Annotated in this window: 10 protein-coding genes; 7 read left to right on the top strand and 3 right to left on the bottom strand. The window is 45.2% G+C overall.

Translation table 11 applies throughout. The features are described 5' to 3' along the window. The coding region (locus PLH26_RS13320) for a DUF3858 domain-containing protein (protein WP_324586519.1) at nt 1-560 on the top strand (560 nt) is incomplete at its 5' end. 188 nt (nt 561-748) lie between these two features. Here PLH26_RS13320 and PLH26_RS13315 read toward each other — a convergent pair. After that, entirely contained in the window at nt 749-3,190 is a 2,442-nt protein-coding gene (locus PLH26_RS13315) for an alpha-L-rhamnosidase C-terminal domain-containing protein (protein WP_324586518.1), read from the bottom strand. Continuing rightward, nucleotides 3,168-5,711 carry a glucosidase family protein gene (locus PLH26_RS13310; RefSeq protein ID WP_324586517.1) on the bottom strand — a complete coding sequence of 848 codons (2,544 nt, stop codon included), beginning with the start codon at nt 5,709-5,711 and terminating at the stop codon, nt 3,168-3,170. The genes PLH26_RS13315 and PLH26_RS13310 overlap by 23 nt, the downstream gene beginning before the upstream one ends. Before the next feature lie 443 nt (nt 5,712-6,154). On the opposite strand from PLH26_RS13310, the gene PLH26_RS13305 reads away from it, so the two are divergent. The 6 genes from PLH26_RS13305 (at nt 6,155) to PLH26_RS13280 (ending at nt 12,531) form a co-directional block, all read left to right on the top strand. Continuing rightward, nucleotides 6,155-7,057 carry an AraC family transcriptional regulator gene (locus tag PLH26_RS13305; protein ID WP_324586516.1) on the top strand — a complete coding sequence of 301 codons (903 nt, stop codon included), beginning with the start codon at nt 6,155-6,157 and terminating at the stop codon, nt 7,055-7,057. A 426-nt stretch (nt 7,058-7,483) separates the two neighbouring features. Beyond that, on the top strand, nt 7,484-8,677 hold the full coding sequence (locus PLH26_RS13300; RefSeq protein ID WP_324586515.1) for an enolase C-terminal domain-like protein: 1,194 nt from the start codon (nt 7,484-7,486) through the stop codon (nt 8,675-8,677). Then, nucleotides 8,670-9,740, top strand: coding sequence for a Gfo/Idh/MocA family protein (locus tag PLH26_RS13295; protein ID WP_324586514.1), 1,071 nt, complete (start codon nt 8,670-8,672; stop codon nt 9,738-9,740). Before PLH26_RS13300 ends, PLH26_RS13295 begins: the two co-directional genes overlap by 8 nt. Then, nucleotides 9,737-10,486, top strand: coding sequence for an SDR family NAD(P)-dependent oxidoreductase (locus tag PLH26_RS13290; protein WP_324586513.1), 750 nt, complete (start codon nt 9,737-9,739; stop codon nt 10,484-10,486). Before PLH26_RS13295 ends, PLH26_RS13290 begins: the two co-directional genes overlap by 4 nt. Nucleotides 10,487-10,606: 120 nt before the next feature. Beyond that, complete coding sequence (locus PLH26_RS13285; RefSeq protein ID WP_324586512.1) at nt 10,607-11,674, top strand: extracellular solute-binding protein; 1,068 nt, start codon at nt 10,607-10,609, stop codon at nt 11,672-11,674. A gap of 2 nt (nt 11,675-11,676) precedes the next feature. Beyond that, complete coding sequence (locus PLH26_RS13280) at nt 11,677-12,531, top strand: sugar phosphate isomerase/epimerase family protein (protein WP_324586511.1); 855 nt, start codon at nt 11,677-11,679, stop codon at nt 12,529-12,531. Between the two features lie 9 nt (nt 12,532-12,540). On the opposite strand, the gene PLH26_RS13275 is transcribed toward PLH26_RS13280, so the two are convergent. After that, nucleotides 12,541-14,665, bottom strand: a 2,125-nt coding sequence (locus PLH26_RS13275; RefSeq protein ID WP_324586510.1) for a c-type cytochrome, incomplete at its 5' end; no start/stop codon positions are given.

The following is a 14,665-nucleotide window of genomic DNA, read 5'->3' as shown; positions in this document are numbered from 1 at the left end:
ATACCGCAGTACAGCAGGATTACCTGCATGGCATGATCCACCAGTTGTCGAAAGACAAGCAGTTGGAATACCTTAAAAAAAACATAGATCTGCCACATTATGATGTTGAAAGATTTGAGTACAAAGAAAGTAAAGCTGCAATCCCCGCAATAGACGAGCATCTCGAATTGAAAGCTTTGAACTATGCGTCTGTTACCGGCAAGCGGTTATTCATTACGCCCAATATTATAACCCGCTCGTCGGTGAAGCTCAAATCAGATGATAAAAGAAAATACCCTGTTTCACTGAATTTTGAATACCGGGATATTGACACCGCTGTTATCGAGATCCCGGCAGGTTATACAGTAGAGAACATGCCCGCTCCGGTAAAAATAGAAAGCAAATTTGGAAGGTACAGCGCTTCCGTGGATGTTACAACCGATAAGATCATTTATTACCGGAGCATTGAAAAGTTCAGCGGTCAGTTCCCTCCATCTGATTATAACGAGTTAGTGAAATTTTATGACCAATTGTACAAAGCCGACAGGAGCAGGGTAGTGCTGGTAAAGAAGGAAGGGTAGGAGCCGATAAGAGAAACACATACCATTGCCTACCTGAATGCGTCGGTTCCGGATCGCCGCCGGATCGCAGGTAAGCGATCAGGCTTCTCAATTCGTCGGCATTGAGTGCATTGACCAGCCCCGGCGGCATTTGTGAAACCGGTACGGGTTCGATAGATATTACCCGGCTACTCTTTTTCGCTTAATTTTTAAAGCGCTTTTTCGAAAAAAACACCTCCTAATGCAGCATTAGGTCCGCGAACATGGTTGATCCGTATCCGCACCGGACGTTCGACTTTAAAGCGGATCAGCTTACCGGTCTCTAAATGATCCACTATTTGAACCGGTGCAAGTATTTCAAATGTTTCTGCATCAAAAACTTCAAAGGCACACCTTCTGCCTTTTTGGTCGGGATCAATGAAATACAGGCTTATCTGGTAATCGACGCCTTTTTTGCTGTAAACGTCAATAGGAAAGGTTTGCAATGTAGGAATGGGGTCACGGGTTATAAAAGCCCGTTGTAATGCCCTGGGCGCTGATGAAACATCAGGCTGTATATCCCAAACCTCATAGCCAGCTCTTTTGATAACAACTGAGTCTATGTAATCCGGTTTTTTGAGATCATGTTTTGCTTTACTCAAACCCGGCTTCAGCCATCCGTCTCCGGCAGGTATATAATCACCGGCACCAAGTGTTTGTGTTTCGAAAGATTGAATAGCGTAGCACAGGGGAGACGGTTTATTTTTTACTTCCGGAAGAGATTCTCCATATTCTATTCTGATCGTATGCTTACCAGACTTCAGGTTTTTCAGAGCGATAAAATATTCATTTTCATCAACGAATTGCAAATTCCTGTTATTCAGCATGATCCTTTTAATTATTTTTCCGGCTTTTGGTATATATACCTCACTTGCTTCAGTACCGGACGGAACGATTATTTCAAAGCTTCCCTTCAGCGTATTCATAGAAAGGCTGATCTTGCCGTAGGGGGTAGGAACATCACCCGATATTTGTGTTAAATCCTCTGTTGCCCATGGTGCAACACGAAACTTTTTGAAGCCCGGTTCCAGGCTTTTTATACCAAGTATTTCTTCGGAAATCCATCGTACCACGCCGGCTCCCCATGGATGCGCTAAACTCGTATATCCACATTGATTATTAACAGGAGCGCTATTGGGCTTTAACACATCGTTCCAGGAAGGTCTGAAAACCTCAAAAAAGGTTGTGCCTCCATAATTGATTTGTCCTCCCCACTGGTCTTTCACTGTGGTTATGGCTTCCGCTAATTTTCCTGAGAGAGCCATCGCCTGTATGATGAAATATTGGTTAAAGGGGGAGTAAGACAATCGTTGATTGCGATCCCTGAAACGGTCATTTAGTATATCAAGAACATTGGGAGAGCGGTTTACCCCGGCATTAACAGCCTCTGCGAGAGCATGCAAACCCAGCTTTTTCAGTGTTATTGTATCTTCTTCAAGTTGTCGTTGCTTTTTCTGTGCATATGCTTCAAACTGCAATGCCATTTCATGATCTCCTGTTGAACGGACGGCAGATGCAAATTTTTTCCAGGCGTTGATACAGAGCCAGCGATATGCTTGCTGTGATTCCTCAATATCAGGATGTTCAAACCCGGCTCCGAGACGTTCATCCCAGCCCATAAATCTCAATCGGGGGAGATCGTTGAAATGCTCAAAAGCCTGCTGTAGTTTTCGTTGGGCATTGCCGATCTGAGATCTGAAAAAGATGCTATCTCCTGTATATTGATAGTAATCAACCAAGCCCAATACCCAGTATATCGGATAAGAAGCGATGCCATTATCCTGCAAAGAGGTAAACAAAATATTCTTACGTACAAAATCAAAATTTCCAAAGGCAGCCAGTGAGGCAGCCTGCGAAGGATATGCATCTCCTGTCCATGAGTGCCGGTCGCTTCGCTCCATAAGGATCGCGCCAAAATAGTCCTGCAGTAAGTTCAACTTTACAGTATACGCTCCGGTATACCAGATGCGATTAAGCATTGTGTCATTACAATAAAATCTACCCAAATAATTGGTAGGTTTTATCTGGCAAACCAGCCTGAAATTTTTTAGTTGCCAGGTTTTTTCAAAGCTGTTAACATGTAGCCAGGCAAAACGAACACCTTCATATAAAAGATTGTTAAGTTCAAGGCGGTAAGTGTTGCCGTATCGCGCAGGTTTAAGCGTTTTTACAGGGTGTTGGGAGCCTTCATTAAATACAGCCGGTTCGGTGTATTCACTGATACTTACGGCTACATCTCCGGATAAATTGTCCGATTCAAATTCTATCCAACCGGCACTTACCACACCAAAATCAAAAAAAACATCTCCTTTACCACGTACGGTTATAGTAGTTCCTTCTATAGTAAATGCTGCAGAAGGAGTAGCCTGTTGTTGCCCCGGAAACAGTTCGTATATCTGCAAGCTATCGTTCGCATGGGTTTGAGACCACCGGTAATCAACCAACGGATCGGGCGAATTTTGATGAGTTGGCTGCTGAAAGCTGCCACCATTTAGCTTTTGATAGGGTTCAACAACCTGCGCGCTAACAGCCGGCAGGTATAACGCGCCGATCAGCCATGCCACATTTGCCCGTACTGCTATAGAGAACCTACCTGGTAATTTCAGTCTCATCGCTTTTGTTTTTAACAGGACTGTTTTCATTAACGATCCTGATCACTGCATTTTTTTTGAATGGTTCGTTAAGGGTAAGCGCTCCCTCTTTTCCCGATACCATTCTCCTTTTGGAGTTTCCCGTGTATACGCTAAAATTGGAAAGTGGCGGCAGACCCTTTAATATGATGTGGTATTTATCAGCATCTTTTAGTGTAAAAACAATATTTGCCTTATCCCATTGTGTTACGTTAACTGAAAGAGCATTGTTATTGTTTCGTTGTATAAACAGGGAAGTGGTATCCTGGTCGCCAGGGAAAAAGGTCAGCCCATCGCTTATATCGCTTATGCCAAAGCTTTGCTTTGAGCTAATGTTGTAATAACCATCCGACAGAATATATTTGTCATGGTACAACTGAATATCGTAGTGTTTATTTCTCAATGAGTAGGTAAACTTTGTTCCATTGAGTTCCTGGGTGAGGTTGGGAACAACTACCAGCCTGTTCCAACGGGGTTGAATGCCGTAGATGTCGGTATATAAAGCTGTTATTCCCGTACAGATGCCCGACAGGATATCTGTACCAAGTCCTTTCCCGGTGCTTCTGCTGTATCTTTGTGAGGAAAGCCCGTCCATTTCATACTGGTGCAAAAGATTATTGATATACTTTAGGGCCAGCTGCTTATTGTACTTTGCGTAAGATCTAATGCCCAGGTATCCCCAGGTAGGAAAGATATCTCCATTTTCATATTTAGGGAAAGGCCAGTTGTTTTGATGTACCTCTTCTTCTTTGAAGGAATCGAAACAAAGCGGCCAATGGAAAAGATTTTCTGCAGATGTACGTTTTTCAATTTGGTCCAATATGCTTTTTATTCTTTGTGGGTCGTCGCATATTTCAAAAGCTATAGCCATAAAATTTACTGGCGTTACCAGGTTATCGCCGTGTATGCTTCCATCATCATCTCTCCAGTAGATATACTGTTTTTTTTCTTCCAGCCAAAAACCACCTTCTTCAACCGGTTTATTAAACGATCCTTTGAGCTTTGCTGCGATTAGCCTGTATCTTTCCGCCGCCTCAAAGTCTCCCAGTAGCCGCTCGCATGCGGCCCATTTTTGAAGCGCTGCATACATTTGCGCATTCACAAATGCATTTTCGTAACCTGCCCAAACAATATCAATCCAGTCGCTGGCTTTTTTTTCAGCAATATTCCTGTTAACCATCTCAAATATGCCATTGTCATTTTCATCTCTTTTAATAAGCCAGTTCAAAGCATTCTCGCAACTTGCTTTATGCCCTGCTAACCATTTCATATCTCCCGTATTATTGAACTGCTCACAAACATTAATTACATAGCCCGTTTGAGAATCTATAGTATAGCCCCACTGGGCTTCATAATATCCCGTAGCTGGATCATAAGTGCCCGGGATCTCATCTCCTGGTGCGTTATGCCAGCGCGAAAGTACTCTTCCATCCGGCAGCATAGCCATATCCCTTTCCTGATCAAGGGTCGACGACAGGTTTTTCGTATAGTTACTGTCTGCAAGTGCGGTTGCAATCTGTGCAAAAAATGGCTCATGAAGGCATTTCCAGTTGGTGATCCATCCATTACCCCCTACAATATTGTTATCAACAACACCATAACGGGCTGTTGTGTTAAACAATTCTCTTACCGCGGCGGCGTTGATCATTTTTAAATCCCCCCGATCATATAATTTGAAGTAGTTTATATACTTCATTGTGAGCCTGACCGATATCTCTCCTTTTTCTATTTGGAACGGCGCAAAAACATTTGATCTTTTTGATACAAACCGGTTGAGGTTATAACGTTGTGCAAGGGGTTGGGATGATACCAGTTGCATGCATGTAAATTCGCCCTGCGGGCTGTGCGAATACTGGCTGGCAATTTGAGCGCCTTCCATAGGTTTACCCTGAATGGATAATCCGTCACCGGAAGCTTCATTCCAATAGGTAGTTCCTCCGGTATGAACTCCGTAGGTGTCATTTATATTTTTCAGGTATTTGCACCATACCATTCCGCCATTGTCTATGATACCTCCTTTCCAAACAGACATACTGGCGAAATTCCATTGGGGAAAATAAGTTGCTTCCGCTTCAAAGTGGAAGGGATACAGCCTTTTGACCTCCCATGTCACGCTTTCTTCCTCCACGTCAAATATCCATGTTTCCTGTATGCTTAAAAGAGGATCTCCATAATTGATTTTGATATGTACAGTACTGTCATTTACGATAACATCAGGCAGCCCGGAAAGATTTTGTGAAGTATATGTTGCATTCTTTGTTGTTATGCCGGTAAATACTCCTGAAGGAGATAATACATTTGCATTTCTTATCAACAGCCTTTTTATGTAACAGCCTTTAGAATAGTCTATCAACAATTTCATGCTGCCGTTTTGTACCGTTATTGAAATTGTGCGCAGGGCTTTGTCGTGAATGATCTTCTTTGCGTTTGAAGTTGGACTACAGGATGCCGTTAGTTGAAAAAGCAAATGTATAACCGTTAGGATAGATAGTCGTAGAAACATAGTGCATAATCATTTTATTGGGAAACAGTAGACTTATTTTTTCATTATAATTAATTTTGGGTTTTAATACTTGCTCACTTCATTGGAATGACAGGTGCTGACAGAGGATTATAATGCAACATGTTAAATGCTGTTATAAAAATAGCTGATGTGTCGGGCATGGAAATGGGTATCCTGACAATTTATTTATACTTTTTGATTTAATAGCGGTGATTGCCGGGGCGGTATGGCAAAGTATTCAAAAAAATGCAGAAGAAAAATAGATACTTATCTTGCCTCTAACGAGAAAGAGCCGATGGCGCTGTAAATGGTGAATAGTAAATGGCGGGAGGTGAAAGTGAGGTACCGGCTGTTCGTTAAACGCTTTAACTTTATACATGGCGTAAACGTAAAGTAAATAATCCTTTTCAGGGCCGGTTTAAATTATTTGTAAATACTGTTACATGAATAACTTCATTAAATACCTTACTGTATCCGATGTAGAAGAGAACTGGGGCTTATATGTCAGAACGGTTGGTTATAGCTCTACCAAGCCGCATTGGCAATACCCGATTACAGAAGGACACCCCCGATCGCATCTGTTTACCTGGGACAAAGGCCGCAGGCTGAATGGATATTATTTGGTTTTTATTTCAAAGGGGGGAGGTATATTCGAAACAGAAACGACCGGTTCGGAAAAAATCAGCGAAGGAACCGTTTTTTTTCTTTTTCCGGACATATGGCACCGGTATAAACCGGATAAAGATACCGGATGGGACGAATATTGGGTAGGATTTGATGGATATTATGCAAGAAAGTTAATGGATTCCGGCTTCTTTTCCGCGGAGAGTTGTGTTGTTCAGATTGGCCTGAACCAGAGTGCACTCGTTATTTTTCACAAAATGATGGAAGCTGTTCAGAAAGCGCATGCGGGTTATCATCAGTTTATTTCAAGTCTTGTCCTGCAATTGTTATCGTTGACTTATTATGCGTCTGCATTTGGAAACAGAGCCGGTTCTGAAAACAGTTTCTATATTTCAAAGGCTAAGTTTATTATGCAGGAGTCAATCGAAGGTAACTTAAGTTTGCAGCAATTGGCGGAGCGTTTAATGGTGAGTTATTCAAAGTTCCGGCAGGATTTCAAAAAGGTGACAGGTCTTTCTCCTAACCAGTATTTGCTTGGGTTGCGTATCCGTAAGGCCAAAGAACTACTGCAGTCAACGTCATTAAGCATGAGTGAAGTGGCGGCGTTGGCAGGATTTGATTCGGTGTATTATTTTTCTAAGTTTTTTAAAAAAAGTACCGGCACTTCGCCATCTTTGTACAGAAAGAAATTAATTGAGGAATACCAGGTACCTCGTCAATAATCATTAACAAGGTAATTACGTAAACCATATTGTGTATTGGAATTACGCTGGTCCGGAGGTTAATCTCGCTTCATGTCAAAAAATGTAAAAAAAATATCAGATCGTTCATCAGAAACGCCTGTACTTTATAATAAATTTGGCAAGAAATGATTGATACACGTTTATATAAAAATCCCTGCTTTTGATGTTTACTTCTCCGTTAGGATTCATTTCAAACCTTCCTACTGTCAAAGAAAGTACGCAAAGGAAACGCCGTTCACAGCGATGGTCCGGGGCGGTTAAAATATCAGCCTGCGAAGAATGTATCCCGCATATTTCAGGAAACCTGTTTTACCATTTTCAAATATGGGAAAAAGAGCAGATAGTGCCGTAGCGGCGCAGAAGGAATGAGTTTAATTAAAGCGCAAAATGATCAAATAATGAGCTATGAAAATTACAGAAGTTAAATTGTATACGATCAGTAGTGGAGATACGGGCGCCCGTGGCGCTGCAATGGGTGAATCCCAATATTGGGGAGGGGGGTGGCAAGCCCAGACGCTGATAGCAAATCCCATGTCGGTTTACCCGCAGTATTCTAAAATCCGTTCTTCATGGATGGGGCCGGGACAAGACCCGTTCGCCATTGAGATCGAAACCGATGAGGGCATAACGGGACACTGCGTCAACTATGGCGGTGGCGAATTTGCCTGTGCGGTGATTAAAAATCATTTCAGCCGGTTTTTGATCAACCAGGATCCTTTCAATATTGAAATGATCTGGGACCAGATGAACCGCTCCACGCTCCCTTATGGACTGGGTGGTATTACCAATATGGCCATTTCGGGGGTTGACCTGGCCCTATATGATTTAATCGCCAAGTCCCTGAAGCTCCCTGTTTATAAATTGTTAGGCGGTAAAACAAAAGAGTCAATTCCCTGCTATGTAACTATCCATCCTGATTATGCAGCCCACTGGAAAGACCGGGGCTTTATGGGAGTAAAAATTGCGGCTCCCTGGGGAGTAGAAAGCGGCCGGGATGGTATAAAGAGGATGGAAAAACTTATTTCCAAATTAAGATCGGATTTAGGCGATGATACGGAGATCATGATTGACTGCTACCTGTCGTGGGATGTGGAATTTGCTTCGCGTTTGGCCGAAAGGGTAAGGGACTATGATGTGAAATGGTTTGAAGATCCGCTTCAGAACGGATGGGCCACCGGGCAGAATGCCTATTTGCGAAAGCGCATCGCGCCTATTCAACTGGCTACGGGAAATCTTGAATATCACTATAAGGCATTTCATAATATTATATACAACGGGGCTACTGATATTATCCAGCCTGAAATACAGTGGGCGGGAGGGCTTACGGCTGTAAAGAGAATTGCCGCTATGGCAAAGCCTTATGATATGCAGGTGATCCCACATGGAGCCTCCGTTTATAACTATCATTTTGTGATGTCCAATACCAATAGTGCATACGCTGAATTTTTATCTACCGGAGAAGGAAAAGCGCTTCACCCGATATTTGATACCATTATCAACGAGCCCCTGCCGGTAAACGGACATATTGTGCTGGATGAAACCAAACCCGGCTTTGGTGTGGAATTGAACCGGGACAAATTAATTCCTTACAATGGGTGACAAAAATACTCAGTTAAACGTTGGAGTGATAGGTGCAGGATGGTGGGCAACGAGTGCGCACATCCCGGGAATAATGCAGCATGAGAACGCTCATTTAAGAGCGGTGCAGAATAGAACGAAACATAAGGCCGCACAGGTTGCCCGTGATTTTGGCGCAGACCTTGCTTTTGACGATTACCGGGAGCTTGTGCTGAATGGCAGCGTAGAGGCGGTGATCGTAAGCTCCACTCCTAATATGCACTTTGAACATGCCAGGTTTGCATTGGAACATGGCAAACATGTGCTGATAGAAAAACCCATGACAATTACCGTGGCTGAATCACGGGCGCTTTGCGACCTTGCATTAAAAAAAAATCTGCAATTGCTGGTGAGCTGTCCCTGGCATTATACCCGTCATGGGATCGAAGCCCGCCGCCTTATCAGGACTGGCGTTCTGGGGGATATTAAGATGATCTCCATACTTATGACCAACCCCTTGTATGAACTGCTGAAAGGGATTAATACGGCTCCTACGCATGGAATGGATAATGTATATACCCAACCCAATGTGGGCAGTTACAGTGATCCGTTAATTGCGGGCGGCGGTCAGATATACTGCCAGGTTTCGCATGCGGGAGCTTATTTAAACTTTCTCACAGGAGCGCAGCCGGAGGAGGTTTATGCCAGATTCGATTATGCGGGTTCTAAAACTGATATTTACAATGCGCTAACAATTACAATGGACAACGGTGCATTGGTTACATTGGGAAGTACAGGAGCTACCCCGGCGGCTATTCGCAACTACGAGGTGAGGGTGTATGGTACAAAGGCTATCCTGCTTTTGGAATTATGGAAGGGTAATATGGCATATCATCCTTTCAAAGGAAAGCCTGAAGAATATTCTCCTTTGGCTGCCGATGAGATCTATCCCGATAGATCGCCCGTTTTAAATTTTATTGATGCATGTCTGGGCCTGGCTGCTAACGGGTCACCGGGGGAGCTTGGTGTTGCCGCCATGAAAATTGTTGAAGCGGCATGTATTTCAGATAAGTATGGAAAACCTGTAAAAACAAAAGATATATGAATCGTTTTAAAGATCAAACAGCGGTCATCACGGGAGGCGGAAATGGAATAGGGTTCGCCATTGCTGAAAAGTTAGCAGGGGAAGGGGCAAAAATATTGATACTGGACAGGGATGTTGCTTTATCGGAAAAAGCTGCCGGAACTTTAAGAGATAATGGCTACAAATGCGACTTTATTGCTGTTGACATATCCAATGAAGCAGAAGTGAAATTTGCATTTAACAAAATTCAGGATGCGGGAGGTTGCACGATCGTAGTAAATTCTGCAGGCATCGTTGGTCCGAATGGGATTAAAACGGAGGACGTGGAGTTACCCGATTTTGAAAAAACCTGCCAGGTGAACCTTACAGGATCATTCCTTATCATTAAATATGCGCTTAAGGCGATGCTGCCCAATAAATATGGCCGTATTCTCCTGATGGCCTCTATTGCCGGGAAAGAAGGCAATGCCGGCATGTTGGCCTATTCTGCTTCAAAAGCCGGAGTAATTGGACTGGTAAAAGCCGCTGGTAAGGAATACGCGGAATCGGGGGTAACGATTAATGCGATAGCGCCTGCAACCATTATGACGCCTATGGTTGAAAGGATGGAGCCTCTGCAGATAAAGTACATGACGGATAAGATCCCCATGAAGCGCTGCGGTCAACTACAGGAAATTGCAAACCTGGCTGCATGGATCGTTTCAGGTGAGGCCAGCTTTAATACCGGGTTTACTTTTGATATGACCGGTGGACGGGCTGTTTATTGAATGCTATAACCTTAAAATACAGGAGTTATTAAAATAATCAGGGGCATAACATGGAATCATAGCAGGGCATTCCCTCCTTTGGTCGCCGTTTCTCAACGGTACGAGGAATTGCACCCGGGTGTGCGGATCCATTGGGATAAGCGTACCCTTGATGAATTTGGTCATAAGCCGATAGATACGCTTATCCAGGATTTTGACCTGATCGTTATAGACCATCCCTGGGCAGGATTTTGCTTTCGGCGGAATCTTGTTTGTGATCAAAAAAAATTCTTTACCGGGGAGCAGTGGAATGAACTTGAAAAAAATTGTGTAGGCGCGTCCTTTGAGAGTTATGTTTTTAATGACCAGCTTCTTGCTATACCGATTGATGTTGCTGCTCCTGTTCCAAGCTGGAGACCTGATCTGATTGATAAAAATGATCTTTACGTACCCGGTACCTGGGATGAATTGATTACACTGGCAGACAGGAAGCACGTTGTTATGCCGGGCTTTGGTGCCGACCTGTTTTTAAACTGGCTGATGCTGCTGCATGCGCTGGATGCCCTGCCATTTGAAAATACGGAAACAATTGCTGAAAAAGAAAAGGCGATAGAGGCAGCATCGCTGCTGAAACGCCTGGCCGAACCTATGCCGGGGGAAATAACAGCGTGGAACCCGATCATGATTGCAGAATTGATGACGCGGTATGATAGATTTGCGTATTGTCCGTTTGCTTATAGCTACAGCAATTATTCCCGGCCTTCTTTCGTGAGCAAACCGTTGCAATATGGGAATTTGATTCAGCTATACGGCAAACCGTTAAGGAGCATTTTAGGCGGCACCGGTATTTCCATTTCTTCAGGATGTAAGGAAACAGCGCTTGCATTAGACTTTTCTCTTTACTGTGCCAGCGCAGAAGTACAGTCTCAAATATATACTTATGCCGGCGGGCAACCTGCACGAAAAGAAGCCTGGCACGACTATGGGCTGATGTCTTTTACCGGTGGGTTTTTCTGTAACAGTCTTTTGTCCCACAAAAATGCATTGATACGGCCCCGCTATGACGGGTATGTACCATTACAGGAAAAAGCAGGTGCTTCCCTCCAGCAATTTATTTTGGGAGAAATATCCCAGAACAGGATGTGGGAAACGATTGGAACGTATTACAGAGAAAGCCGGGGTTATAAAACTGATCATTACAAAACCTGACCATGGATAGAAATAAAAGCAGATACTCCTGTGCCGATTTCACTTTTCCCCTGCTCCCGCATGATAAGGCGCTTCTCCTGATCAAACTGTTAGGCTTCGATGCGGTTGACCTGGGCATTTTTGAAGACCGGTCGCACCATTATCCTACTCATATTGCGAAGGATCCTGTTAAAGAAGCAACCCGGATCGCTAAAGATTTGCATGCAGCCGGGCTGCAGGCGGCGGATGTATTTTTACAAACAGGAGCGGAGCCGCCGGTTGCCGCGGCAAATAGCCCGGATGGATCCGTTCGTGCGGGCAACCGCGCATTATTCCTGAAAATGCTTGATTTTACCTGTGTACTTGGTTGCCGTCATATTACAGGACTACCGGGAGTAAAACATGAAGGAGTGGATTTTCAGGATGATTGGAAACGCTCGTGTGAAGAGGCATATTGGCGTGTTGAAGCAGCCAAAGAAAAAAATATTGTTTATTCCGTTGAGCCGCATGTCGGATCCATTTTACCGGATGCCGATAGTTCTTTGCGCTTTATCCAGAATTGCCCCGGGATCACCCTGACACTTGATTACGGACACTTCGTTTACCAGGGTCAAACAAATGAATCTGTTCATCCGCTGATCCCATACGCTTCTCATTTTCATGCCAGGGGAGGTGCAAAAGGGAAGCTCCAGACGATAGTGAAGGAGAATGAAATAGATTTTGAAACCATTATGCCCCGGCTTACAGCCACAGGATATGCCGGTTTCATCTGTATGGAGTACGTATATTCAGATTGGGAGGGATGCAACAGAACCGATAATGTGTCGGAAACGCTTCTTCTTCAGGAGTTACTGCATAAAATAAGTTTCAACATTTAATCTCCCTGCCTACCTGAATGCTTCATGTTCCGGGTCGCCACCGGATCGCAGGTAAGCGATCAGGCTTCTCAATTCGTCGGCATTGAGTGCATTGATCAGCCCGGGCGGCATTTGTGAAACCGGTACCGGTTCGATAGATGTTACCCCGGAAGCGGAAACGATATCCGGCGCCCGGTTAGGATCCCTGCTGTATACTTTGATGAAAGCTTCATCTTTTACCACCAATCCTTCCAGCGTGCTACCGCTGCTGAGCGTAACGCGGGAACTTCCGTACAGGTCAGAAATGGTTTGACTGGGATCAATGATATCCTCCAGTATTTTTTGAACGGAAAAACGATTGCCCACGCTGCCCAGGTCGGGCCCAATGTTACCGCCCATACCGTCGAAACGATGGCAGGATGCGCAACCTGCAGCAAAGAAAGCATTGCGTCCCTGCTCAAAGTTTTTTGTTCCGGAAGGTTTATTCACGGCCTGTAAAGCATCGTTTACCGTCCAGTTCTTTCCCGGTCCTTTCACCGGTTTTATTTCAAAGGGCGGCGCTTTTGCAATGGGCTTTGAAATGATATCAGCCAGCGCAACACGGTCTTCCTCCGGAACGCCTGCCAGTGCTTCGTTGCGCATACGCTCCAAAAATCCCCAGTAGCTTTCGCCACCCATGGCGCCGGCAGCTTCATTGATCATGCTGAAATAGGTTTTTCGCTGATCAATCGTCCAGCCTTCTTTCAGATCCCTCAGCATAAAAAGATATTCAAGCCGGTTCACCGGGGGCGGGTTGTCGAGCATGTGCTGAATGGTACCGCCATAGCTGTTGTTTCGCTTAACGGTGGCTCCCCAGTCGGGCGGTGGCGGGGTTTTGCTGTGGCGTACCAGGTCCAGTGCTCTTGCAATTACACGGGGCTCCTTGAAATAGATCAATAACCGCACTAACTCCACGTTTACTCTTTCGTCTGCATCGGGTAAAAATGTCATTAACCGGTCAGTGATCTTCTGAGCTGTTGTGTGACCGGGTTTTCCCAGCCGCATACAACTTAGTGCCAAAGCACGCAGGTAACCGAGCTTTTTCAAATCGTCGAGGCTGGTGAAGTCTAACTTCTCCAGCACGGCCAAGGCATCATTCAGCCGGGTTGAATCGCCGGCGCGCGCCAGCGCAACCGTAGCGGTAATAACAGCCTGGGGGCGCGTTTCGGCTTTTGCACGGGCTATCCATCCCGGTACAGGTTGAAACTCGATGGCTACCCTTGCCGCGTTCCTGATAAAACGGTCTTCATCTGCCAGGTAAGGCCATGCTGCAGCAACCGCCCCGGCACTGCGGTGGCCATGAAAAGCTTCAAGGCGGTGCCGGATATTCCTCGCTGCCAGTCCTTCCGGCTCTTCCTTATACTGCACCGGTGCCGTAGAGGCATCGCCCCTATAGATTACGCGGTATAATTTAGTGTCATTGCTCCATCCGCCTGTAATGAAATACATCGCCCCGTCTTTTCCGATCACGGCATCAGTAACCGCTAAGGGATGACCCGATAAAAATTCTTCTGCCGTAGCCGTATAACTTGCTCCTTTGGGTTTCAGATGGAAGGCGTAAATCGTGCCGTAGGTCCAGTCTAATGCAAACAATGCTTTCTGGTATTTTTCCGGGAACCGGGCTCCTGTTCCAAACAACACGCCGGTGGGAGAGGCGGGTCCTACATTCAATACAGGGGGGTGACTGTCTTCATAAAAATCCTTCCACTTCCCGCTGCCGCTGCGCCAGCCGTAGTCGCTGCCGCTCACTACATGCAGGATCCGGGTAGGACGGTACCAGGGCATTCCCATGTCCCATTCCATATCCGAGTCAAAAGTAAACAGCTCCCCGTTGGGATGAACAGCCATGTCGTAAGTGTTGCGATATCCTACGCTCAGGATATCCCAGTTGCGTGCTTCGGGGTCTATCCGCGCAACATATCCGCCAGGAGCCATAACACCCAGGGCATGACCACGGGCATCCCACTGGCGGGGGAGCAAAATGTCTTCATGCCAGTTGAGCACCCGGCTGGTATATTTTTCCGGCAGGGGGGTGTGGTTCCCGTTCACTACATACAATCCCCTGCCATCGGGCATTGGCACCAGCGCATGATTGCCATGATCGCCGGGATTTTGA

It is taken from the genome of Agriterribacter sp. (assembly GCF_035444585.1).
Lineage (GTDB): Bacteria > Bacteroidota > Bacteroidia > Chitinophagales > Chitinophagaceae > Agriterribacter.
The sequence above is the reverse complement of the archived record's forward strand: the minus strand, read 5'-3'. Positions and strand labels throughout refer to the sequence as shown.

What these genes read in the sequence shown, in the direction of transcription:
- PLH26_RS13290 (WP_324586513.1), top strand. Translation starts at nt 9,737, where the DNA reads ATGAATCGTTTTAAAGATCAAACAGCGGTCATCACGGGAGGCGGAAAT.
- PLH26_RS13305 (WP_324586516.1), top strand. Translation starts at nt 6,155, where the DNA reads ATGAATAACTTCATTAAATACCTTACTGTATCCGATGTAGAAGAGAAC.
- PLH26_RS13300 (WP_324586515.1), top strand. Translation starts at nt 7,484, where the DNA reads ATGAAAATTACAGAAGTTAAATTGTATACGATCAGTAGTGGAGATACG.
- PLH26_RS13295 (WP_324586514.1), top strand. Translation starts at nt 8,670, where the DNA reads ATGGGTGACAAAAATACTCAGTTAAACGTTGGAGTGATAGGTGCAGGA.
- PLH26_RS13280 (WP_324586511.1), top strand. Translation starts at nt 11,677, where the DNA reads ATGGATAGAAATAAAAGCAGATACTCCTGTGCCGATTTCACTTTTCCC.
- PLH26_RS13310 (WP_324586517.1), bottom strand. Translation starts at nt 5,711, where the DNA reads ATGTTTCTACGACTATCTATCCTAACGGTTATACATTTGCTTTTTCAA.
- PLH26_RS13315 (WP_324586518.1), bottom strand. Translation starts at nt 3,190, where the DNA reads ATGAGACTGAAATTACCAGGTAGGTTCTCTATAGCAGTACGGGCAAAT.